We start from the raw sequence: 22479 nt of genomic DNA, 5'->3' as shown, positions 1-22479 counted from the left end.
GCAGGGAGGACGATCAGCTGGCGACGGTGAGGCTGCCGTCGGGGGCGGTGTCGACCTTCACGGTGTCGCCGTCGGCCACGTCGCCCTCCAGGATGGACACGGCCAGGCGGTCGCCCACCTCCCGCTGGATGACCCGCTTGAGGGGGCGGGCGCCGAAGGCCGGGTCGAAGCCCTCGCGGGCCAGCGTGGTGAGGGCGTCGGGCGTGACCTCCAGGCCGATGCGCCGCTCCTCCAGGCGCTTCCGCAGGCTCTGGAGCTGGATCTCCACGATGGCGCCCAGGTCGTCCTCGGTCAGGGACCGGAAGCGCACGATGTCGTCGATGCGGTTGACGAACTCGGGCTTGAAGAACTCCCGCGGGTCGCCGGGGATGTTGGAGGTCATGATCAGCACGGTGTTGGTGAAGTCGACCGTGCGCCCCTGCCCGTCGGTGAGGCGCCCGTCGTCGAACACCTGGAGCAGCACGTTGTACACGTCGGGGTGGGCCTTCTCGATCTCGTCCAGCAGCACCACCGAGTAGGGCCGGCGGCGCACCGCCTCGGTGAGCTGGCCGCCCTCGCCGTAGCCCACGTAGCCGGGCGGGGCGCCGATGAGGCGGCTCACGGTGTGCTTCTCCATGTACTCGCTCATGTCGATGCGGACCATGGCCTTGGCGTCGTCGAACAGGAACTCGGCCAGGGTGCGGGCCAGCTCCGTCTTGCCCACGCCGGTGGGACCGAGGAACAGGAACGAGCCGATGGGCCGGTCGGGGTCGGACAGGCCGGCCCGGCTGCGGCGGATGGCGTTGGCCACCGCGCTCACGGCCTCGTCCTGGCCCACCACCCGGCCGTGCAGCACCTCCTCCATGCGGACGAGCTTGGCCACCTCGCCCTCCATCATCCGGCTGACCGGCACGCCGGCCCAGGCGCTGACGATGTCGGCCACGTCCTCCTCGTCGACCTCCTCCTTCAACATCCGCTGGGTCTCCTGCAGGCCGGCCAGGCGGTCGGTGGCCGCGTCGACCTGCTTCTCCAGGGCGGGGATCTGCCCGTAGCGGATCTCCGAGGCCTTCTCCAGGTCCGGCTCGCGCTCCAGCTCGGAGCGCCGGGCCTCCAGGGCCTCCTTGAGCTCCCGGATGTCCTCGATGGCCTCCTTCTCGGCCTGCCAGTGGGCCTTCATGCCGCTGGCCTGCTCGGTCAGGTCAGCCAGGTCCCGGTCGAGGGCCTCCAGCCGCTCCTTGGACGCCTCGTCGGTCTCCTTGGCCAGGGCCACCCGCTCGATCTCCAGCTGGCGGATGCGGCGCTCCACCACGTCGATCTCGGTGGGCAGGGAGTCGATCTCGATGCGCAGCTTGGACGCGGCCTCGTCCATGAGGTCGATGGCCTTGTCGGGCAGGAACCGGCCGGTGAGGTAGCGGTCGGACAGCACGGCCGCGGCCACCAGGGCCGAGTCCTGGATGCGGACGCCGTGGTGGACCTCGTAGCGCTCCTTGAGGCCCCGCAGGATGGCGATGCTGTCCTCGACCGAGGGCTGGCCCACGAACACCTGCTGGAAGCGGCGCTCCAGGGCGGCGTCGGTCTCGATGAACTTCCGGTACTCGTCCAGGGTGGTGGCCCCGATGAGGCGCAGCTCGCCCCGGGCCAGCATGGGCTTGATCATGTTGCCGGCGTCCATGGCCCCCTCGGCCTTGCCGGCGCCGACGATGGTGTGGAGCTCGTCGATGAAGGTGATGACCTCGCCCTCGGCGTCGGTGATCTCCTTGAGCACGGCCTTGAGCCGCTCCTCGAACTCGCCCCGGTACTTGGCCCCGGCCACCATGCCCCCCAGGTCCAGGGAGATGAGCCGGCGGTTCTTCAGCCCCTCGGGCACGTCGCCCTCGACGATGCGGCGGGCCAGGCCCTCGACGATGGCCGTCTTGCCGACGCCAGGCTCGCCGATGAGGACCGGGTTGTTCTTGGTCCGGCGGCTGAGCACCTGGATGGTGCGGCGGATCTCCTCGTCCCGCCCGATGACGGGGTCGAGCTTGCCCTGGCGGGCGGCCTCGGTGAGGTCGCGCCCGAAGCGCTCCAGCGACTGGAACGTGTCCTCGGGGTTCTGGGTGGTGACCCGGTGGCTGCCCCGGACCTCGCGCAGCGCGGTGAGCAGCGCCTCCCGGGCCACGCCGAGCAGGTCGGCCAGGGCCAGCAGGATGTGCTCGGTGGACAGGTACTCGTCGGTCAGCTCGACCCGGGCCGCCTCGGCCTGGTCCATGACCCGGGTGAGGGCCCCGGACATGCGGACCTCGCTGCCGTAGGCCTTGGGCAGCTTGGCCAAGCGCTCCTGGGTGGCGTTGCGCAGGGCCAGCGGGGCCAGGCCGACCTTCTCGATGATGGGCAGCACCACACCCTCGGCCTGGCCCAGGAGGGCCAGGAGGAGGTGGTCGGAGGTGACCTCGGGGTTGTTGGCGGCCCGGGCCGCCTCGGTGGCGGCGGTGAAGGCCTCTTGGGTCTTGAGGGTCCAGCGGTTCGGGTCCATCGCCATGGGCCCAGGATACGCCCGCCTCCCAAACTTGCCAATGTCACCATCAAGTTTTCTCTGCGGCGATCCGCGTCAGCCCAGGATGTGGCGCCCGCCGGGGCGCTCCTCCAGGTCGCGCAGGATCAGCGCCCACGAGGCCAGCCCGTGCTCGCACCACCCGTCGACGGCGGCGACGCAGTCGTCGGGGCAGCGGGACAACCCCTCGGCGGCCCAGTCGGCCATGGTGTCCGGGTCCGGGGGCGCCCACCCGCTGGTGCGCTCGAACCACTCGTGCGCGGCGCGCACCGCCCGCCCCGCATCCATGGAGGTCAGCGGCGGCGGCCCTGGTAGAGGACGATCGACCGGGGCACGGGGACCAGGTCGGCCCGGCGCCGGGTGGCCTCGGCCACCTCGCGTCGAGCGGCCCGCTCCACGTCGTCCAGGCGGTCCCGCAGGCGGCGGACCTCGTCCTCCAGGGCCAGCACCCGCTGGACGCCGGCCAGGTTGAGGCCCTCGTTGGTCAGCTCGGTGATGCGGCGCAGGAGGGCGATGTCGTCGTCGCTGTAGCGGCGGCTCCCGCCCGGGGTGCGGGCCGGGTCGACCAGCCCCTTGCGCTCGTAGATGCGCAGGGTCTGGGGGTGGACGCCGGCCAGCTCGGCGGCCACGGAGATCACGTAGACGGCGCTGGTGGGACCTCGCATCTCAGCCTCCGCTCCCCATCATCGCGCCGACCCGTCCATGTGGGCGCGAGGGGACTCGTCCGCCGTCAGGGCGGCCAGCTCCTCGACGGCCTGGCGCTGGGCGGCGCTCAGCCGGGCCGGCACCGCCACCTCGACGGTGGCCAGCAGGTCGCCGGGCCCCTTGGTGTGGGGCACGCCCCGGCCCTTGACCCGGAAGGTGCGCCCGGTGGGGGTGCCCTCGGGGATGCGCACCGTGACCGTCCCCCCGTCCAGGGTCGGCACCGGGACGTCCGCCCCCAGCGCCGCCTCGGGGAAGGTCACGGGCAGGGTGAGGGCCAGGTCCCGCCCCTGGATCCGGAACAGCTCGTGGGGCTGGACCCGGCACACCACGTACAGGTCGCCGGCCGGCCCGCCGTCGCGCCCGGGGCCGCCCCGGCCCTTGACCTTGATGCGCGTCCCGTCGGTGACCCCGGCGGGGATGCGCACCTTCACGTCGCGGCGGCGGCGCTCGACCCCGCCGCCCTGGCAGGTGGGGCACGGGTCCTCGATGATCGAGCCCCGCCCGCCACACCGGGGGCACGGCGTGCTGAACGAGAACGGTCCCTGGTCCTCGGCCACGGAGCCCTGGCCCCCGCACCGGGGGCAGACGGTGGGCGTGGTGCCGGGTCGGGCGCCGTCGCCGTGGCACGTGCCGCACACGGCGTCGGCCAGGAGGCTCACCGCGGTGGTGACGCCCTGGACGGCGTCGACGAACGAGAGGTGGAGCTCGGTCTCCAGGTCGGGGCCCCGGCGGGGTCCGGGACCGGCCGGGCCGCCGGGCCGGCCGCCGCGGCCCCGGCCGAAGAGGTTGCCGAACAGCGAGCCCAGGTCGCCGACGTCGCCGGTGAAGCCGAAGCCGCCCGGGCCGCCCGGGCCGCCGGGCCCGAAGCCACCGCCGGCGGCGGCCATGGCCCGGACCTCGTCGTACTCCTTGCGGCGCTCGGCGTCGCCGACCACGTCGTAGGCGGCGGAGACCTCCTTGAAGCGCTCCTCGGCCCGGCTGTCGCCCGGGTTGGCGTCGGGGTGCAGCTCGCGGGCCAGCTTGCGGTACGCCTTGGTGAGGGCCTTGGGGTCGGCGTCGGACGGCACGCCGAGGACGGCGTAGTAGTCCTTCTCCAGCCACTCGCGCTGCGGCGCCATCGGCCCTAACCCCTGACCTTCACCATGGCCGCCCGGACCACGCGCCCCTTCCAGGCGTACCCGATCCGGAGGACGTCCAGCACGACCGACAGGGCCGGGTCGTCGCCCTCGCCGGCGGGCTCGTGCAGCACCGCCTCGTGCCGGGTGGGGTCGAAGACGTCCCCGGCCGGGTCGATGCGCTCCAGGCCGTTCTTCTCCAGGGTCTGGAGCAGGGCCGCGAACACCGGCTCCACACCGCTCTCGCCGTGGGCCAGGGCCGCGTCGCAGGCGTCGAGCACCGGGAGCAGGTCCTCGACCAGTCGGCCGGCGGCGGCGTCGGCCCGATCCTGGGCGTCGCGCTGGAGGCGCTTCTTGGCGTTCTCGAACTCGGCCTGGGCCCGCTGGAGCCGATCGAAGTGGGCGTCGCGCTCGGTGGTGAGGCGCTCGACGTCGTCCAGCAGGGCCTCGACGGACAGGTCGGCGGGCGGCCCGCCGGCCGGGGCCGGGGGGGCGTCGGCCAGCGACGACAGGTCGTCGGGGACCCGGTCGCCGGGGACCGGGTCGCCAGCCGGCGCCCGGGGGGCGGCGCCCGCCGGCGGGGCCGGGGCATCGCCGTCCGGGGGCCCACCGGGGGCCGCCTCGGGGGTCGGGGCGTCACCGTCCCGGGGGCCGCCGGGGGCCGCGTCCGGGCCGGGGCCGCGTCCGGGGGTCGGGCCCTCGTCGGGCTCGGGGGTGGGATCGGACATCAGACCGCCTTGCCGGCGCCGTCACCCTCGTCCTCGACCACCTCGGCGTCGACCACGTCGTCGTCGGAGCCGCCGTCGGTGGCCCCCGTCCCGCCGGCCCCGGCGTAGGCGCCGTCGCTCTCGGACTTGCTGGCCTCGTAGAGCTTCTGGGTCAGGGTCTGGCTGGCCGTCATGAGCTTCTCGGTGGCCCCCTTCACCGCGTCGGTGTCGGAGCCCTCCAGCGCCGTCTTGAGCTCGGCCAGGGCGGTCTCGGCGGCCTCCTTCTCGGAGCCCTCCACCTTCTCGCCCTGCTCCCGGAGCACCTTCTCGGTCTGGTACACGAGGGTGTCGGCCTGGTTGCGGACCTCGGCCTCCTCCTTGCGCTTCCGGTCCTCCTCGGCGTGGGCCTCGGCGTCCTTGATCATCTGGTCGATGGCGTCCTTGTCGAGCGACGACTGGCCGGTGATGGTCATCGACTGCTCCTTGTTGGTCGCCCGGTCCTTGGCCGAGACGTGGACGATGCCGTTGGCGTCGATGTCGAAGGTGACCTCGATCTGGGGCACGCCCCGGGGCGCCGGGGGCAGGTCGACGAGCTGGAACTTGCCCAGGGTCTTGTTGTACTGAGCCATCTCCCGCTCGCCCTGCAGGACGTGGATCTCCACCTGGGTCTGCATGTCGTCCGCGGTGGTGAACACCTCGGTCTTGCGGGTGGGGATGGTGGTGTTGCGCTCGATGAGCTTGGTGGTCACGCCGCCCTTGGTCTCGATGCCGAGGGAGAGGGGGGTGACGTCGAGGAGCAGCACGTCCTTGACCTCGCCCTTGAGCACGCCGGCCTGGATGGCGGCGCCCACGGCCACCACCTCGTCGGGGTTGACGCCCTTGTTGGGGTCCTTGCCCGTCATCTCCTTGACCAGCTCGGTCACCGCCGGCATGCGGGTCGAGCCGCCCACCAGGATGACGTGCTCGACCTGGCCCTTCTGGAGGCCGGCGTCGGTGATGGCCTGCTCGAACGGGCCCTTGCACCGGTTGAGGAGATCGGCGGTGAGCTCCTGGAACTTGGCCCGGGTGAGGGTCTCGTCCAGGTGCAGCGGGCCGTCGGCCCCGGCGGTGATGTAGGGCAGGTTGATCTGGGTCTGCTGGGTGGACGACAGCTCGATCTTGGCCTTCTCGGCCGCCTCCTTGAGGCGCTGCTCGGCCATCGGGTCCTTGGACAGGTCGATGCCGTGGGCGCCCTTGAAGCTGGCCACCATCCAGTCGATGACGGCCTGGTCCCAGTCGTCGCCGCCCAGGTTCACGTCGCCGTGGGTGGACTTGACCTCGAACACCCCGTCGCCGATCTCCAGCACCGACACGTCGAAGGTGCCGCCGCCCAGGTCGAACACCAGCACCGTCTCCTCGGCCCCCTCGTTCTCCAGGCCGTAGGCCAGGGCCGCGGCGGTGGGCTCGTTGATGATGCGGAGGACCTCGAGGCCGGCGATCTGGCCCGCCTCCTTGGTGGCGGTGCGCTCGGCGTCGTTGAAGTAGGCCGGGACGGTGATGACGGCCTGGCTGACCGTGTCGTTCAGGTAGGCCTCGGCGTCGGCCTTGAGCTTCATGAGGGTGCGGGCCGAGATCTCCTGGGCCGTGTAGTCCTTGCCGTCGATCTCGATCTTCCAGTCCGTGCCCATGTGGCGCTTGACGGAGCGGATGGTGCGCCCGGGGTTGGTGATGGCCTGGCGCTTGGCCACCTCACCTACCAGGACCTCGCCCGCCTTGGAGAAGGCGACCACCGACGGGGTGGTGCGCGACCCCTCGGCGTTAGGGATGACGAGCGGGTCGCCGGCCTCGAGGACGCTGACGACCGAGTTCGTGGTGCCGAGGTCGATTCCGACGGCCTTGGGCATGGGGGGCTCCTTGGGGGAGGACGGCTCTGTGTTGGAGTGCAGGATAAAAGTTGAGTCTGCTCTTATCAACTCCGGTCGCTGTGGCGCGCGCCACACGTCCCCGGCCGGTGGGCCGTGCGTGGGAGCATCGGCCCATGACCCGCCTGCAGGACTTCACCGCCACCGCCATCGACGGCACCGAGGTCGACCTCTCGGAGTACGAGGGGAAGGCCGTGCTGGTGGTCAACACCGCGTCCAAGTGCGGCTTCACCCCGCAGTACCAGGGCCTGGAGGAGATCTACGGTCGCTACCGCGACCAGGGGCTGGTGATCCTGGGCTTCCCCTGCGACCAGTTCGGCCACCAGGAGCCCGGGGACGAGGGGGAGATCCAGGAGTTCTGCCAGGTCAACTACGGCGTCTCGTTCCCCCTGTTCGCCAAGGTCGAGGTCAACGGCGACGACGCTCACCCTCTGTACCGATGGCTCCGTTCCGAGCAGGGCGGCGTGCTGGGCGACCGGATCAAGTGGAACTTCACCAAGTTCCTGGTGGACCGGGACGGCCGCCCCGTGAAGCGCTACGGCTCCACCACCAAGCCCGAGAAGCTCACCTCCGACATCGAGAAGCTCCTCGAAACCTGACCCCCTCGGGGCTTCTGGTCCGGGGCCACGTGGCATGATCCGCCATGTGAACCTGGCATCGCCCGCCCCCGCCGACCGACCACGACCCCGACGGTGACGGGGGCCCCCGAGCCGGGCTGGCATCCGGACCCCTACGGCCACCCACTCCTCCGGTGGTGGGACGGGTCGGTGTGGACCGAGCACACCCACGAGGTCGAGGGCCGATCGGCCCTCACCCCCGACCCGATGCCCACCCCCGGCCCGGCGACCGCACCCATCCCCGCTCAGGCCCCGCCCCCCGCGCCCTATCCGGCTCCGACGACGACGCCTGGCACCGCTCCGGCTCCTGTCATGTACCAACCCGAGGCCAGCGATCCAGGCTGGGTGGCCCGGAAGATGGCCGCGCGCGAGCACCAGCGAGTACTGGCCGAGGCCGAACAGCTCAGGGTCGAGGTCGCCGACCTCCGTCGGCAGCTGGTGGCGACCGAGGACGCCGTGCTCCTCCAGGAGGCGGGCCTCTACTCCTACCGCCACCCCCTGCACGACGCCCTGGCCTACAAGGCGCGCCTGGCGGACGTGCAGGACAAGATGAAGGCCGCCGTGCGCCAGGGCCAGGCCATCCAGTCGGCGTCAGGGTGGACGGTGAACGGCTCGACCACCGAGGGCCAGAAGATGGTCACCGACTTCTCCAAGCTGATGATCGGGGCCTACAACGCCGAGGCCGACAGCCTGGTGCGAGCCCTGAAGCCCCACGGCCTGGCCCGAGCCATCGAGCGGCTCGACAAGGTGGCGACGCGGATCTCCAAGCTCGGCCGCTCGATGAGCATCGCCATCACCGAGTACTACCACCAGCTCCGCATCTACGAGCTGGAGCTGACCGCCGACTACGCCAGCAAGGCCGCCGAGGAGAAGGAGCGCGAGCGGGAGGAACGCGCCCGCCTGCGCGAGGAGGAGAAGGTCCGTCGGGAGATCGCCAAGGCCAAGGAGAAGCTGGCCAAAGAGGCAGAGCACCGTCGGCGGGTCCTGGAGACCCTCCGGGCCGGGGCGGCCAGCGCCGACGAGATCGCACGGGCCGAGGCGGAGCTGAGCGCGGTCGAGGACTCGATCGAGGGCCTGTCCGAGAGGGAGGCCAACACCCGGGCCGGCTACGTGTACGTAATCTCCAACGTCGGCGCCTTCGGGCCCGGCGTGGTCAAGGTGGGAATGACCCGGCGGCTCGAGCCCATGGACCGGATCCGTGAGCTGGGTGACGCGTCCGTCCCCTTCCGCTACGACGTCCACGCCATCGTGTTCAGCAACGACGCCGTCGGCCTGGAGGGGACCCTCCACCGGGCGCTGGCCGACCACCGCCTCAACCAGGTGAACCTGCGGCGCGAGTTCTTCTTCGCCACCCCCTCGCAGGTACGGGCCCTGCTGGAGGGCACCGAGGTCAACCTGTTGGAGTTCGTGGAGGAGGCCGAGGCGCTCGAGTGGCACCAGTCGCAGCACGCTCGGGGCCTGACCACGGCGCCCGCCGCGCCGGCCGCGCCGGCCACGGCCGATCTCGCCTCCTCGGCCAGCCTCCCGTAAGCGCACACGCCCTCACCCAGCGTCCTCAGGCGCGCGCCTGGACCGTGGGGAAGCACTCGTCCTCACCCGAGTACCGCTAGCGGTTCCGGTGGACGCCGAGAGCGGGGCCCCCGACATCACGGTGCGACATCGAGCGCGACGCCCCGACGTTCGTCGCTTCGACGCTCGGCCTCGGTGGGCATGTCGGGTCGCCTTGGGACGGACCCGGGTCAGGCCGCGAAGGCGTCCGTGGACCCCGGAGGTGGCCGGCTGGAACGACATCGGCCATCGGCGTCGGTGACCCGGATGGTGGCATCGGCGTCCATCGCCAGTGACCAACCCGGTCGGTGGATCACGTGGTGGTGGTAGGCGCAGAGCAGGCAGAGGTTGCCGGGGTTGGTGGGTCCTCCGTCGATCCAGTGGCGGACGTGGTGGGCGTCGCAGCGATCGGGGGGGCGGTCACAGCCCGGGAACCGGCAGCCCCGGTCTCGGAGGACGAGGACGGCGAAGAGGGCGGCGGCCACGACGCGGGTGGCCCGTCCGTAGTCGAGGACCTCGGAGCGGCCTCGGGTGATGACGCGGTGGACATCGGCGTCGCAGGCCAGGCGCAGGGCCGTCTCGGCGTCGACGGTGGCCTCGTCGGCGAGGCGGGCCACCCCGGTGCGGTCGGTGAGGGTGGCGAGGTCGACGGTGACGTTGAGGTGCGGGCGGTGCCGGGCGGCGGCGTGGGTGGACTGGTGGTCGAGGAAGAACCGGAACACCGAGACCAGGGCGTCGTGGCGCTTCTCGGGCGGCGTGCGCTCGTCTTCGTCCCGCTTGGGGTCGAGCGCGACCCGCAGCGCGGCCCGGGCCGTGGCGTAGCCCTCCGCGGTCAGGTCCGCGTCAAGGCGGCCCCGCCCGTCCATCAGCGGCGACAGATGCGCCCGGCCCGTCTCCTCCACCGGATCCCGCTCGTCCAGGAGGGCCTCGGCCCGCGCCGACCAGTCGCGCATGGCGGCGGCTGTCTCCGGCACGTCCAGAGAGACCAACGACGGCACGAGAGCGGCCTCGTGCTCGGCGTACAGCGGCACCGTGCGGTCGCTCACGTTGACCACCACGGCCTGCACCTGACCACCCGACAACGCCCCGTCGACCCAGGCCCGCCTCGTGACGGGGCAGTCCCGCAGGCGTCGCGCCGTCGACGCGTGGCGCGTCGCGGCCCGGTTGGAGAGCCCCGCCCGCACCCGGAGCCACGACGCCAGCGACGCGGCGCCCTCTCCGTTCCACAGCTCCGCCGCGTCGAAGGCCCCCGCAGCCTCGGACACCTTCGCCGTCAACCGATCGAGCAGGCGGAACGCGCCGGCGAGGACGTCACCATCGACAGGCAGGTCCAACCCGTCGATCGCCTCATTCAGCTCGTCCAGCACACCGCCAGCCATGCACTCCATCATCACCACGAACATGTGTTCGCAAACGACTACGCCGACCAGAGTGACAGCCGCCCCCAACCGCAAGAGGGGCGGCGAACGGCATGGGGTAGCGTCGGCCGCCGTGTTCGAGGCCCTGCCGGACAAGCCGGACCACCAGCAGATCGAGGCCGACGTCCTGGCCCTGTGGGCCGAGCGGCGCACCTTCGACCAGGTCAGGGCCAAGAACGCGGACGGGCCGCGCTTCAGCTTCATCGACGGTCCGGTCACCGCCAACAAGGCCCTGGCCGTCCACACCGCCTGGGGCCGCACCCTCAAGGACGTGTTCCAGCGCTACAAGGCCCTGCAGGGCTTCCACCAGCGCTACCAGAACGGGTTCGACTGCCAGGGCCTGTGGATCGAGGTCGGCGTCGAGAAGGAGCTGGGCCTCGACTCCAAGCGCGACATCGAGGAGTTCGGCCTAGCCGAGTTCGCCCGCCGGTGCCGGGCCGTCGTGGAGTGGTCCTCGGCCGAGCTGACCCGGGGCTCGATCCGCCTGGGCCAGTGGATGGACTGGGACAACAGCTACTTCACGTTCTCCGACACCAACATCACCTACATCTGGCGCTTCCTCCAGGAGGTCGAGCGCCAGGGCCGCCTCTACCGGGGGCACCGGGCCACCGAGTGGTGCCCGCGCTGCGGCACGTCCATCTCGGCCCACGAGCTGGTGGGCAGCTACGTCGACCAGGAGGACCCGTCCCTGTCGGTGCGGTTCCCGCTGCTCGACCGGGCCGGCGAGGCCGTCGTCATCTGGACCACCACCCCGTGGACCCTGCCGGCCAACGTGGCCGCCGCCGTCTCCCCCACCGCCCGCTACGGCCTCCGCGGCGGCGACTGGGTGGCCGTCGAGCGCACCGGCCTGGACGACGACGCCTTCGACCGGATCCTCACCGGCGCCGACATGGTGGGCTGGCGCTACGAGGGCCCCTACGACGAGCTGCGCCCCCAGCACGGCATCGAGCACCGGGTGGTGGCGTGGGACGAGGTGTCGATGGACGACGGCACCGGCATCGTCCACATCGCCCCCGCCTGCGGCACCGACGACTTCGGCCTGGCCGCCGAGCTGGGCCTGCCCCACGTGGCCCCGGTGGACGAGGCCGGCCTCTTCTACCCCGACTTCGGCTGGCTGGCCGGCAAGCCCGCCCGCGGCGTGGCCGACGAGGTGATCGCCGACCTCCGGGAAAGGGGCCGCCTGGTCGAGGCCGGCACCATCGAGCACCGCTATCCCGAGTGCTGGCGCTGCCACACGCCCCTGATCTTCCGCCTGTCGGACGACTGGTTCATCCGGGTCGACGACGAGCTGCGCCAGGGGTTGCGCGACGCCAACGCCACCGTGGAGTGGACGCCGGCTTACATGGGCAAGCGCATGGACGACTGGCTGGTGAACATGGGCGACTGGAACATCTCCCGTCGCCGCTACTACGGCCTGCCCCTGCCCTTCTACCCCTGCGCCTGCGGGCACGTGACGGTCATCGGCTCCAAGGAGGAGCTGACCGAGCGGGCCGTCGACCCCCTCGACGGGCTGGAGGAGCTGCGCCGTCCGTGGATCGACGACATCCGCATCCGCTGCGCGGCCTGCGGGGACGTGGTGAGCCGCATCCCCGAGGTGGGCGACGTGTGGCTCGACGCCGGCATCGTCCCCTTCTCCACCCTGGGCTGGGAGAACCCCACCGCCGTCCCCCAGGGCTACGCCACCGGGGCGGCGAAGGGGCTCACCACCGCGGAGCTACCCGACCACACGTACTGGGAGGACTGGTTCCCGGCCGACTGGGTGTCGGAGATGCGGGAGCAGATCCGCCTGTGGTTCTACTCCCAGCTCTTCATGTCGGTGGTGCTCACCGGCCGGGCCCCGTACCGCAAGGTGCTGGGCTACGAGAAGATGCTGGACGAGACGGGCCGGGAGATGCACGGCTCGTGGGGGAACATGATCACCGCGGACGAGGCGTTCGACCGCATGGGCGCGGACGTGATGCGGTGGCAGTACTGCGCGCAACCCCCCAACCAGAACCTGCTGTTCGGCTACGGCCCCGCCGAGGCCATCGAACGCAAGCTGCTGACCCTCTGGAACAGCGTCAGCTTCTTCGTGCAGTACGCCACCGTCGAGGGCTTCACCCCGGCCTACGCCGATCTCGACACCCCGCCGTCAGGGGGCGAGGCGCTGGACCGTTGGCTGGTGGCCCGCACCGACCAGATGGTGACCGAGGCCGCGGCCGGCTACGACGCCTACCTGACCGTCAACGTGCTGCGGGCCGTCGAGGCCTACGTGGACGACCTGTCCAACTGGTACATCCGCCGCTCCCGCCGCCGCTTCTGGGACGGGGAGGAGGCCGCCCTGCGGGCCCTGTGGCGCGGGCTGGCCCAGGTGGTGCGGGTGGTGGCCCCGATCATGCCGTTCCTGGCCGAGCACCTGTGGCAGCGCCTGGTGGTGCCGGTGGGCGACGCGCCCGAGTCGGTGTTCCTGGCCGGGTGGCCGGCCGCCGGCGCCGTCGACCCCGAGCTGCTGGCCGACGTGGCCGCCATCCGCCGGGTGGTCGAGCTGGGCCGCCAGGCCCGGGGCGCGGCCCAGCTCCGGGTGCGCCAGCCCCTGCGCCGCCTGGTGGTCGAGGGGGCCGACCGGGTGGCCGGCCACACCGACGAGATCGCCGGGGAGCTGCGGGTCAAGGAGGTGGTGGTGGGCCCGGTGGAGGCCACCCAGCTCCGGGTCCGGCCCAACCTGCCGGTGCTGGGGCCGCGCCTGGGCCCCGACGTGGGCCGGGTGCGGGCCGCCCTGGCCGCCGGGGAGTTCGAGGAGCTGCCCGACGGGGGCTTCCGGGTGGCTGGCCACGACCTGGCCGCGGCCGACGTGCTGGTCGAGCGGACCGAGAAGGAGGGGTGGGCAGTGGCCGCCGACGGCGGCGTCACCGTGGCCCTGGACACCGAGCTGGACGACGAGCTGCGCCTCGAGGCCCGGGCCTACGACCTCATCCACGGGGTCAACACCATGCGCAAGGACGCCGGCCTGGAGATCACCGACCGCATCGTCCTGGCCCTCCCGGCCTCCGACGCCGACCTGGCCCCCCACCAGGACTGGATCGCGGCCGAGACCCTGGCCGTCGAGGTCACGGTGGGCACCGTCGACGCGGTGACCGTCACCAAGGCCTGACCCCCCGCCTGCCGGCGCGAGCCCGCGCCGCGGGACAGCACCGTCCGGCGGGACCGGCCGTCGGAGCCCCGACGCCCCGCGATCAGCCGCCGGGCAGCGGGACGAGCGTCGGAGCCGGGACGACCTCGGCGGTCAGCCTCCGGCCGGCGGGGACGTGGGTTCGGGCGAGGACGGAGGTGCGGCCGGGGCCGTGCTGGGCTCGGCCGACCCGGCGACCGAGGTCTCGGTGGTGGTCGACGCCGGAGGGGCAGACGTGGTGGGCTCCGACCCGTCCTCGGGGACGGGCAGCACCGGCTCGGGTTCACCGGCCGGGGCCGTGGTCGACGGGGGCGGGATCTGGTCCGCGGCCAGGGGGGCTCCCGGGCCGAAGGCCAGGCCCACCGGCTCGGCCTGCGGGGCCGAGGTGGCCCCCTCGATGCCGACGCCGATGATGCGCAGGGTGCAGGCGTCCCCGCACTCCACGGGCTGGCCGTCCTGGTACACCACCGAGTTGACGATCACGTCGAAGGCGAAGGCGCCGTCGGGGGCGGTGAAGCCCCGGGCCAGGGGCACGCACACTTCGCCGGCGCACTGCTGCACCTGGTTGAGCCGCCCCGGGATCATGTCCCGGCCCTCGACGTGGACCGTCTGGCCCGGCGTGTACGGCCCCTCGGGGGTGACGGCCATGGTCGGCTGGGGGAACGGCGGGGCGCCGGCGAAGTTCACGTAGGTGCCGCCGGAGCGGTCGTAGTTGGCGGCGGCGCCGATGGCCACGATGCACCGCTCGGCCTCCGAGGCGCAGTCGACGGGCCCGGTGGCCGGGGTGACGATGTGGCGCCTGACCGCGAACTCCTGCACCACGGTGCCGTCCTCGTAGGCGTTGGCCGAGGTGACGTGGGCGAACTGGTAGCTGGCATCACCCAACATGCAGGCCCCGACGCCCTCGGACTCGGCCTCCCGGGCGCACATGACCACGCCCAGCAGCTCGTTGGGCTCGAAGCCCCGGGCGTAGACGGTGACCGTCTCCCCGTCGCCCACGTCGGCCTGGGGTTGGGCCAGCACCGGGAGCCGCCACGAGTCGCGGCCGTCGATGGGCGACCGGGGCATGTCCCCCAGGATGGCCATGTCGGCGGCGTCGCGGCCGGAGTCCACGCCGTCGGGCGACCGGTTGAAGCCCGGGGCATGCAGCGACAGCGCAGCCAGGCCTCCCACCACGGCCAGGCAGGCGGCGGCCAGGCCCACGCCGGCAACCACCGAGCGCCGGGCCCGGCGCCGGGCCGCGCCGTGGGCCACGGCGTGGCGGGCGCCCTCCACGTCGAGCGTGGGCTCGACCTGCTGGCGGAGCGAGGAGGCGGCACGGGCGCCGCGGGCGTCAAGGTCCATCGGGGGCCTCCGGGAGGTCGAGTCGGCGGGCCAAGGCGGCCCGCCCCTTGTGCAAGTGGGCTTTGGCCGTGCCCTCGGCGCAGCCCAGGACGGCGGCCACCTCGGCCACGGGCCGGTCCTCCAGGTAGTGGAGGGCGACCGCCGCGGCCTGGCGCCGGGGGAGCTGGCGGACGAGCGACCAGAAGTCGTCGTCGGAGTAGTCGTAGGGGGCCAGAGGGGGCCGCTCGGCCCCCAGCCGGTCGAGGGTCCGCTGCTCGCGGCCCCGACGGGCCCGGGCGCTGGTGGCCAGGTTGATGGTCACCCGGCGGACCCAGGCCCCGGGCATGTCGTAGGAAGCGATGCGGGCCCACCGCTTGTGGGCCCGCAACAGCGCCTCCTGGGCCAGTTCCTCGGCCATCCGCCGGTCGCCGGTCATGGCCGAGGCCAGGGTGACCAGGCGGGGGTACTCGGCCCGGAAGAAGGTCTCGTAGTCGCCCGGGGGGCCGTTCACCGTGGCCCTCGCCCCGGGAGGTCGCCGCCCGGCGCCGGGCTCCACCACGTCGATCGACAGATCCCTACACACCCGCCTCGCCCCGGAAAGGTTTACCGGAGCGAGGATCTCACGCGTCGAGGTCGCGGAGGGCGTCCTCGATCCCCCGGTGGAACGTGGGGTAGGCGTAGATCATCGAGCGCAGGGTGGCCAGGGGGACCTGGGCGTGGACGGCCAGCACCAGCAGGCCCAGCACCTCGCCCCCGGCCGGGCCGGCGCTGGTGGCCCCGACCAGGACGCCCCGGTCGGTGTCGGCCACCAGCTTGATGAGGCCCTCGTTGCCGGCCTTGTGGATCCACCCCCGGGCCGTGGACGGGACCGGGGTGGACCCCACCGCCACCGGGATCCCCTGCTCCCGGGCCGCGGCCTCGGACAGGCCGACCGAGCCCACCTCGGGGTCGGTGAAGGTCACCCGGGGCAGGGCCCGGTACTCGGCGGGGTGGTGGTCGCGGCCCAGGATGTCGGCCACCGCGACGTGGGCCTGGTACATGGCCACGTGGGTGAAGGCCCCCTCACCGGTGACGTCGCCCACGGCCCACACCCCGTCGGCCACCCGCTGGCGCTCGTCGGTCGGCACCCGGCGGGCGCCGGGGTCGACGCCGACGGTGTCGGCCCCCACCGCGGCCGGGTCGGCCCGGCGCCCGGTGGCCACCAGGAGGCGCTCGGCGGTGAGGGTGCGCCCGTCGGCCAGGGTGACGGTGACGCCGTCGTCGCTGTGGGCCACCCGGGCCGCCCCCACCCCGGCGATCACGGTGATGCCGTCGGCGGCGAAGGCCTCGGCCACCACGGCGCCGGCCTCGGGCTCCTCCAGCGGGAGCAGGCGGTCGGCCGCCTCCACCACCGTGACCTCGGTGCCGAAGCGGGCGAAGGCCTGGGCCAGCTCGGCGCCGACGGCCCCGCCGCCGAGGACGACCAGGCTGGCCGGCGCCTCGGGGGCAGCGATGGCCTCCCGGTTGGTCCAGTAGGGCACGTCGGCCAGGCCGTCGATGGGGGGGATGGAGGCGGTGGTGCCGCTGGCCAGGACCACGGCCCGAGCGGCCTGGAAGGCCAGGCGCTGGCCGTCGGCCCCCTCCACCTCGACCCGCCCGGGCCCGGCCAGGCGGCCCCGACCCCGGACGAAGCGCCCACCCTTGCCCACGAAGCGGTCGACGGCCACGGTGTCGTCCCAGGTGTCGGTGGCCTCCTGGCGGATGCGGGCCGCCACCGGGCCCCAGTCGGGCTCCACGGTGGCGGTGCCGGCCATGCCCGGGATGCGGCCGGCCTCGGCCAGCAGGTGGGCGGCCCGGATCATCATCTTGGACGGGATGCAGCCCCAGTACGGACACTCGCCCCCCACCAGCTCGGCCTCCACACCGACCACGGCCAGGCCGGCCTCGGTCAGCTTCCCGGCCACCTCCTCGCCACCCGGGCCCATGCCGATGACCACCACGTCGACCTGCTCGCTCTCCATGGCCGGAGTCTGCCCGTCCACCGGCTCTCCCGCCGGAGCCGCGGACGCCGGGGCGATGAGCCAGGTCAAGGCCCGGCACCGCGACCTCTAGGGTCGGCGGCCATGCCGACCACCACCGGCGAGCTGGCCGAGCGCCTCACCCGCTTCTGCGTCGAGACCCTGGAGGCGCTGGAGCGCCACCACCTGCCGGGGTGGCAGATCCCCCGGACCTTCGCCGGCCACGAGGTGGGCGCGGATGTCCGGGCCGACGCGTGCTTCACCCTGGCCCACCTGGCCGACGCCGGGGTGGCCGAAGTGGCCGGCGAGCCGGTCGACACCGTCCTCACCCGCCTGCTGGGCCGGGTCGACGGGCGCTCGACCCACACCTTCTTCTCCTACCGCATCGCCGAGACCCTGCTGCGGGGCGGCCCCTTCGCCGGCAACCGCCTGGCCGCCGGCCTCGACGACGGCCAGCGGGCCGAGCTGGAGCGGGCCGTGGACAGCTCCGACTGGCTGGAGCTGCTCGACGCCAAGGTCCTGCCCCGCAACTACGCCGCCGTGCTGGCCCGCTGCGAGCTGGGCCGCCATCGCCTGGGCCTGATCGACGACACCGCCACCCTCGACCGCCTGGTCGACCGCGCCCGCAAGGTGCTGGCCGGCAACCCCCGGCGGGCTCTGGACGACTCCAACGACCGCATCGGCCGCTACGACATCTACACCGCGGACGTCTGGCTGTTCTGCGAGCCGCTGGCCCCCCTCCTCGGCCCGGTGTGGGGCGAGGGCCTGGCCGCCGCCCTCGACCTGGTGCTCCTGGTCGGGGCCCGGGACGGCTCGGCCGTGGCCTGGGGCCGCTCCGTGGGCGACCTGTCCGCCGCCCTCACCCTGGAGCTGGGGGCCCTGGCCCTGAGCGAGGGCCACGCCGGCGAGCGGGACGGGGTGTGGCTCCGCCGGGCCACCGACGCCGCCGCCACCGTCATGGCCGGCTTCGACCCCGACGGGGTGTCCACCGCCCACCGGGGCCGCAACCAGGACTCCTACCGGGGACCGGCCCGGCGCCTCCAGCTCACCCTCGACCTGCTGGGCAAGGTGGCCTGGGCCGCCGGGGCCCTGGGCCGGGCCCCGGCCGACCTGCAGGCCGCGCCCATCGCGGAGGCCTACCCCGAGGGCGACCACTGGGTCTCCTTCGAGGACGGGCGCCCGGCCGGGGTGTGGGCCCACCGCTCGACCGGGGTCGACACCGTGGTCCCGTTCGTGGGCACCACCCGCAGCCACTACCTCCCGGCCCTGCACCAGCCCGGCACGTGGGAGGTGCCCGTCGACCGCGACCTGCCGTGCTGGACCCCCCTGGTGGTGGCCGGCTTCCGCCGCCACACCGCCGGCGGGGTGCCCACCTCGGTGGTCCACGAGCCGGGCGCCGTCACCGTGGCCTGGGACGGGTTCCCGGTCTCGGGCAAGGGCCTCGACGGCGACGACCCCGGGCCCCCGCTGCCCGGCACCCGCACCGTGCGCCTGGCCGTCGAGGGCCGCACCGTGGTGGTCGAGGATCGGCTCACCTTCGAACGCCCCCCCACCGCGGTGGGCCTGGCCGTCCCCGAGGTGGCCGGCCGTCCCCTGCGGGTCGAGTGGGACTGCGCCTCGCCCCACCTGGCCACCGCCGTCACCGTCGAGGGCCTGGGCGAGTGGCGCACCCCCACCGGCGAGATCGGCCGGGTCCACCAGATCGACCTGGAGCCGGCCACCGAGCTGGCCTACACGGCCCGGGTCACGCCCCTGCTGCGGGTGGCCTCGACCGAACCCGACCACCACTACAGCCGCTCCCTCTACCGGCCCCTGGCCGATCGGGCCGTCATCGCCCGGCGACCGCCGGTGGGCTGGCGGGCCCGGCCCACGGACCGGCTGGCCGACGCCGACGTGCTCCACCTGCACTGGCCGGAGTGGCTGGCCTTCGACGACCTCGACACCCACCGGGCCGTCATCGACCGGTTGGCCGACGCCGACGTGCCCGTGGTGTGGACGGCCCACAACCTCACCCCCCACGAGAAGCGGCCCGAGGCCTTCGACCCCATCTACCAGGCGTGGGCGGGAGCGGTCCGGGGCGTCATCCACCACAGCGCCTGGGGCCAGGAGCGCATGCGGGACCGCTACCGGTTCCGGGACGACTGCCTCCACCAGGTCATCCCCCACGGCCACTTCGGCGGCCTGTGGGCCCGGGCCGGCCTCCCCAGCCGCGACGAGGCCGAGGAGCGCCTCGACCTGGCCCCCGCCGCCCTGCGCATCGGCGTGGTCGGCGCCCCCCGGGCCGAGAAGCTGGTCCAGGTGGTGATCGACGCCGTGGCGGCCTGCCGGCGCGACGACGTGGAGCTGGTGTGCTGGTCGCTGGGTCCCGGCGACACGGTGCCGGATGACCCCCGCATCACCATCGCCGAGCCCTACGCCATGGTCGAGCCGGCCGCCTACGCCACCCGGCTGGCCACCTGCGACGTACTGGCCCTGGTGTTCGACCCCGACGGCGAGATGCTGGGCACCGGGGCCGCAGCCGACGCCGTGGGGCTGGGCCTGCCCGCCCTGCGCAGCGACTGGGGCTACCTGGTCGAGGCCCTGGGCGACGCCGGCCTGCCCGCCGGCCACACCGTGGACTCGGTGGCCGCCGCCATCGACGCCCTCACGCCCGAGACCCTCGACCGGGCCCGGGCCGCAGCCCTGGCCCGCCGGGCCGACCTCGACTGGGCCGCCCTGGCCGACGACACCTTCGCCCTGTTCGAGCAGGCTGTCCTGTCCCGCCACTGACCGCCACGTCCTCAAAAATGGCAGTGGGAGACTAGGGTCGAGCGTTCACGGATGGGGAGGCCAGGACCGTGCCATCGATGAGCACCCAGGGTCGCGACGCGGACGACGCGTTCAAAGGGGGCGAGCGAATCCGAGCCGCCCAATTCCCCACCGCCGAACGCGACTACCAGCTGGGGGACGGACTCTGGAAGATGACCGAGGAGTGGTCGCGCCTTGACGGACCCGAGCAACCTCCGTCGCGCCTGATCCCCCCGTCGCTCTCGGGCCGACAAGCGCTGCGGGAGTGGCTGCTGGGCTTTCCGTCGGCCCCGATCTACCGCACCAACCGGCTGGTGGATCACCAACTGCAGGTCGCCAAGCCACAGCCGAAGTTCCACAGCTACCGAATCCTGGCCCGCAGCGACTTCAAGCCCCCCGCCTCCGATGTCTACCTCCTGCTCCATGGGCTCAACGAGGTGGACGAGATGCGTTTCTTCTACGACTTCGCGTCCAATCTGATGGCCAGCGACCAGGCGAAGAACACGATCTGCATCGTGAGGCCGTTCCCAGGGCACCTGACCCGACACCCCTTCAGCGGGCCATTTTCCCAGACGCCTCTGGACCGCTACCTCACCGATGCGGGAGATCTCTTCCGCCAGTTCCTCCGGTACATGGTCGAAAGTCGCTGGATGCTCTCAGCGATCGCCCCAGTGACCAACTACCAGACGCCGATCGGCCTCGACCTCCTCTGCGCGCCAGCCAACGGTGAGCGGTCTCGCCGCTCACCGACGGACATCGCTGTGGAGATGCGTGAGGAGTGGACCAACCTCCAAAGGGCCAACCCGCCAGCGCGACACGCCAGCAACAGAGTCGCCAGGCCCCCGCGGGACCCTCCTGATCTTAAGGACTTCCGCCGCTCGGTCGACCGCCTGCGGGACTTCACTGGCGAGCCCATCACCTGCGAGGAGGAGACGCCCGACGGGGTACACCGCGTCTTGGACGAGGCCACCCCTCGCATTCACGTGGTTGGTTACAGCCTGGGGGGGTTCGTGGCTCAGTCCATCTTCTTCGCCTGGCCCTACCTCATAGGAGGGTGCACGACCCTCCTGTCTGGCGGCGCCCTCCGCACCCTGACGCCTACCGCCTTCGCCAACCCGGAGGAGTGGCAGACCGTCCTCCACGCTCTCCGCTACGAGCTGGACGGCAGCTTGCTTGAAAAGCGCATCCAGAGGTCCAGCCCCACGGCCGGCTTCACCCTCGGACTGCCGGATCAGCACTTCGAGGCGATGCTGCGTGTGTTCTACGACGTCTTCCAGCAGGAGTATCGGAACGCCTACCAGTCACGCGTCGAGGAGTTCAGCCGTCGTCTGCTCTTCGTCGTCGGGGGGAGCGACGAGATCGTCAGCACCCAGAACGTCATCGACGCAGCCCCCGAGAAGGCTGGGGTGAACCTCCTGCAGATCGCCAACCTCTCTCACTTCCTTGGCCACAAGGCAAAAGGGGTGGAGCAACAGCAACGCGAGTACTGGCTGCCGGAGATCGGCCGCCTCACGCGTCGCTTCAGCAACCAATCCGACGAGGCGCGCCGAGAGGACCTGACGTGCGGGTGGCTTCGAGACCTGGTGACCCCCTGGGAGAACGTCTCGGATCGTCTGAAGGACGCGGATCTGCCGGCAGTGGGCGCCGATCTCCCAAGCCCCCAGTTCGAGAAGTTCCTGGACGAGACGATCTCCCGTCTCGACCGGCCTCGGGGCCCCCAACGACGTGATGTCACGGAGTGGCGCCGCGGGGCTCTGTTCATTGCCCAGAGCACGCTGCCCGCCTTCCTCCTCGGACCCGAAGGCATGCGTGAACGAGCGATCGCACTCCACCACTCGGACAACGCCGTCGTGGCCTACCTCGCCGGGCTCCGCGACCGCCGTGTCGCGCTGCGAGACAACGAGGGAGACGACGACAGGAACGTCTGCGTGCTCCTCCCTGGCAAGGGACCGAAGTGGCACAGGGACCGAGGACCTGGTCACCCGTCGAGGAGCGAGACCCTTCCCGGTCTCCTGGGCTCCCAGATCAATCGCACGGAGGAGTGGAAGAACATCGTCCGGGAGTGGGGACCCCAACTCCGCTACTTCGTCCCTCCACAGTGGGAGGACCCTATCGACGATCTAGACGTACGGGGGTTCGACTCTAAGCTGGTGAGGACGGCCGCGGCCTTCTGGTCGGGCGAGGCAGCGAGGACGGCGCCCACCCTGCCCCATGCTGTCACGGACCTGCCGAACCTATGGGTCTGGATCGACGGCTCCAAGCTCGCCGATGCCGGCCGCACGCAGCCGGGTGACCAGGCTGACACCATCCTGGTGCGCAGGCTGATCAAGACCCTGGACAACTTCCGCAGCGCAGCTATCGACGACGTGGAAGGGAGCAAGAAAGGAGCCGGTCAGACGTGGGAGAAAGCCCTCCGACGACGCCTGGCAACCGAGGTGCAAGAGGATCGACTGGTCTGCCTCAGGGTATCGCCAGCCCACTTCAACCCGCGTCATCGCGGCAAGGTGATCCAGAAGGGCAAGCAGCTCCACGAAGCTCTGGCCTTCCTCGGCCTCTGCCTCGCGCTTTCGGTCGACAACGAACCTGAGGTCCCGGCAACGCCTTAACCGCCGCCGAGTCACCAACACCGTTGCCGTGACCTGGTCCGGAACCATCCGGACGGTCAGCGCCCGGCCGTCGAGGCTGGTTCACTGGGGCCGACACC

At 72.5% G+C, this 22479-nt stretch carries 15 protein-coding genes; 5 read left to right on the top strand and 10 right to left on the bottom strand.

Annotation, left to right across the window (positions count from 1 at the left end):
- Positions 1-13: 13 nt before the first annotated feature.
- The 6 genes from clpB to dnaK form a co-directional block, all read right to left on the bottom strand.
- Positions 14-2497 (bottom strand): ATP-dependent chaperone ClpB, encoded by a 2484-nt coding sequence (gene clpB, locus VEW93_10955; protein ID HYI62308.1) that lies wholly within the window; start codon positions 2495-2497, stop codon positions 14-16.
- A gap of 69 nt (positions 2498-2566) precedes the next feature.
- Positions 2567-2779, bottom strand: a complete 213-nt coding sequence (locus tag VEW93_10950; protein HYI62307.1) for a hypothetical protein — start codon at positions 2777-2779, stop codon at positions 2567-2569.
- Positions 2780-2802: 23 nt separating this feature from the next.
- Entirely contained in the window at positions 2803-3174 is a 372-nt protein-coding gene (locus VEW93_10945; GenBank protein HYI62306.1) for a MerR family transcriptional regulator, read from the bottom strand.
- Between the two features lie 18 nt (positions 3175-3192).
- Positions 3193-4332, bottom strand: a complete 1140-nt coding sequence (dnaJ, locus tag VEW93_10940; GenBank protein ID HYI62305.1) for a molecular chaperone DnaJ — start codon at positions 4330-4332, stop codon at positions 3193-3195.
- A 5-nt stretch (positions 4333-4337) separates the two neighbouring features.
- A complete protein-coding gene (locus VEW93_10935; GenBank protein HYI62304.1) occupies positions 4338-5057 on the bottom strand; it encodes a nucleotide exchange factor GrpE in 720 nt (239 codons plus the stop codon).
- Complete coding sequence (gene dnaK / locus VEW93_10930; GenBank protein ID HYI62303.1) at positions 5057-6919, bottom strand: molecular chaperone DnaK; 1863 nt, start codon at positions 6917-6919, stop codon at positions 5057-5059. The genes VEW93_10935 and dnaK overlap by 1 nt, the downstream gene beginning before the upstream one ends.
- A gap of 134 nt (positions 6920-7053) precedes the next feature.
- Between dnaK and VEW93_10925 the strand changes: the two genes are divergently transcribed.
- Complete coding sequence (locus VEW93_10925) at positions 7054-7536, top strand: glutathione peroxidase (protein ID HYI62302.1); 483 nt, start codon at positions 7054-7056, stop codon at positions 7534-7536.
- Positions 7537-7911: 375 nt separating this feature from the next.
- Positions 7912-9084 (top strand): DUF4041 domain-containing protein, encoded by a 1173-nt coding sequence (locus VEW93_10920; protein ID HYI62301.1) that lies wholly within the window; start codon positions 7912-7914, stop codon positions 9082-9084.
- 209 nt (positions 9085-9293) lie between these two features.
- Here the strand turns inward: VEW93_10920 and VEW93_10915 are convergent, their stop codons facing one another.
- Positions 9294-10481, bottom strand: a complete 1188-nt coding sequence (locus VEW93_10915) for a DUF222 domain-containing protein (GenBank protein HYI62300.1) — start codon at positions 10479-10481, stop codon at positions 9294-9296.
- A 112-nt stretch (positions 10482-10593) separates the two neighbouring features.
- Between VEW93_10915 and VEW93_10910 the strand changes: the two genes are divergently transcribed.
- Entirely contained in the window at positions 10594-13650 is a 3057-nt protein-coding gene (locus VEW93_10910) for a class I tRNA ligase family protein (GenBank protein ID HYI62299.1), read from the top strand.
- Between the two features lie 132 nt (positions 13651-13782).
- Here VEW93_10910 and VEW93_10905 read toward each other — a convergent pair whose 3' ends face one another.
- The 3 genes from VEW93_10905 to VEW93_10895 all read right to left on the bottom strand — a co-directional run bounded on the left by VEW93_10905 (position 13783) and on the right by VEW93_10895 (position 16991).
- Positions 13783-15012 carry a hypothetical protein gene (locus VEW93_10905; protein ID HYI62298.1) on the bottom strand — a complete coding sequence of 410 codons (1230 nt, stop codon included), beginning with the start codon at positions 15010-15012 and terminating at the stop codon, positions 13783-13785.
- A complete protein-coding gene (locus tag VEW93_10900) occupies positions 15002-15502 on the bottom strand; it encodes a SigE family RNA polymerase sigma factor (GenBank protein HYI62297.1) in 501 nt (166 codons plus the stop codon). The genes VEW93_10905 and VEW93_10900 overlap by 11 nt, the downstream gene beginning before the upstream one ends.
- 109 nt (positions 15503-15611) lie before the next feature.
- Positions 15612-16991, bottom strand: a complete 1380-nt coding sequence (locus tag VEW93_10895) for an NAD(P)/FAD-dependent oxidoreductase (GenBank protein ID HYI62296.1) — start codon at positions 16989-16991, stop codon at positions 15612-15614.
- A gap of 102 nt (positions 16992-17093) precedes the next feature.
- On the opposite strand from VEW93_10895, the gene VEW93_10890 reads away from it, so the two are divergent.
- A complete protein-coding gene (locus tag VEW93_10890; GenBank protein ID HYI62295.1) occupies positions 17094-19757 on the top strand; it encodes a hypothetical protein in 2664 nt (887 codons plus the stop codon).
- A gap of 77 nt (positions 19758-19834) precedes the next feature.
- Positions 19835-22381 carry an alpha/beta hydrolase gene (locus VEW93_10885; GenBank protein ID HYI62294.1) on the top strand — a complete coding sequence of 849 codons (2547 nt, stop codon included), beginning with the start codon at positions 19835-19837 and terminating at the stop codon, positions 22379-22381.
- The last annotated feature ends 98 nt before the right edge of the window (positions 22382-22479 follow it).

Source organism: Acidimicrobiales bacterium (assembly GCA_035630295.1).
GTDB lineage: Bacteria > Actinomycetota > Acidimicrobiia > Acidimicrobiales > Iamiaceae > Iamia.
The sequence above is the reverse complement of the archived record's forward strand: the minus strand, read 5'-3'. Positions and strand labels throughout refer to the sequence as shown.

Coding starts and splice junctions, on each gene's coding strand:
- dnaJ (HYI62305.1), bottom strand. CDS start 4,332: ATGGCGCCGCAGCGCGAGTGGCTGGAGAAGGACTACTACGCCGTCCTC.
- VEW93_10915 (HYI62300.1), bottom strand. CDS start 10,481: ATGGCTGGCGGTGTGCTGGACGAGCTGAATGAGGCGATCGACGGGTTG.
- VEW93_10925 (HYI62302.1), top strand. CDS start 7,054: ATGACCCGCCTGCAGGACTTCACCGCCACCGCCATCGACGGCACCGAG.
- VEW93_10890 (HYI62295.1), top strand. CDS start 17,094: ATGCCGACCACCACCGGCGAGCTGGCCGAGCGCCTCACCCGCTTCTGC.
- clpB (HYI62308.1), bottom strand. CDS start 2,497: ATGGCGATGGACCCGAACCGCTGGACCCTCAAGACCCAAGAGGCCTTC.
- VEW93_10905 (HYI62298.1), bottom strand. CDS start 15,012: ATGGACCTTGACGCCCGCGGCGCCCGTGCCGCCTCCTCGCTCCGCCAG.
- VEW93_10935 (HYI62304.1), bottom strand. CDS start 5,057: ATGTCCGATCCCACCCCCGAGCCCGACGAGGGCCCGACCCCCGGACGC.
- dnaK (HYI62303.1), bottom strand. CDS start 6,919: ATGCCCAAGGCCGTCGGAATCGACCTCGGCACCACGAACTCGGTCGTC.
- VEW93_10945 (HYI62306.1), bottom strand. CDS start 3,174: ATGCGAGGTCCCACCAGCGCCGTCTACGTGATCTCCGTGGCCGCCGAG.
- VEW93_10885 (HYI62294.1), top strand. CDS start 19,835: ATGAGCACCCAGGGTCGCGACGCGGACGACGCGTTCAAAGGGGGCGAG.
- VEW93_10895 (HYI62296.1), bottom strand. CDS start 16,991: ATGGAGAGCGAGCAGGTCGACGTGGTGGTCATCGGCATGGGCCCGGGT.
- VEW93_10920 (HYI62301.1), top strand. CDS start 7,912: ATGGCCGCGCGCGAGCACCAGCGAGTACTGGCCGAGGCCGAACAGCTC.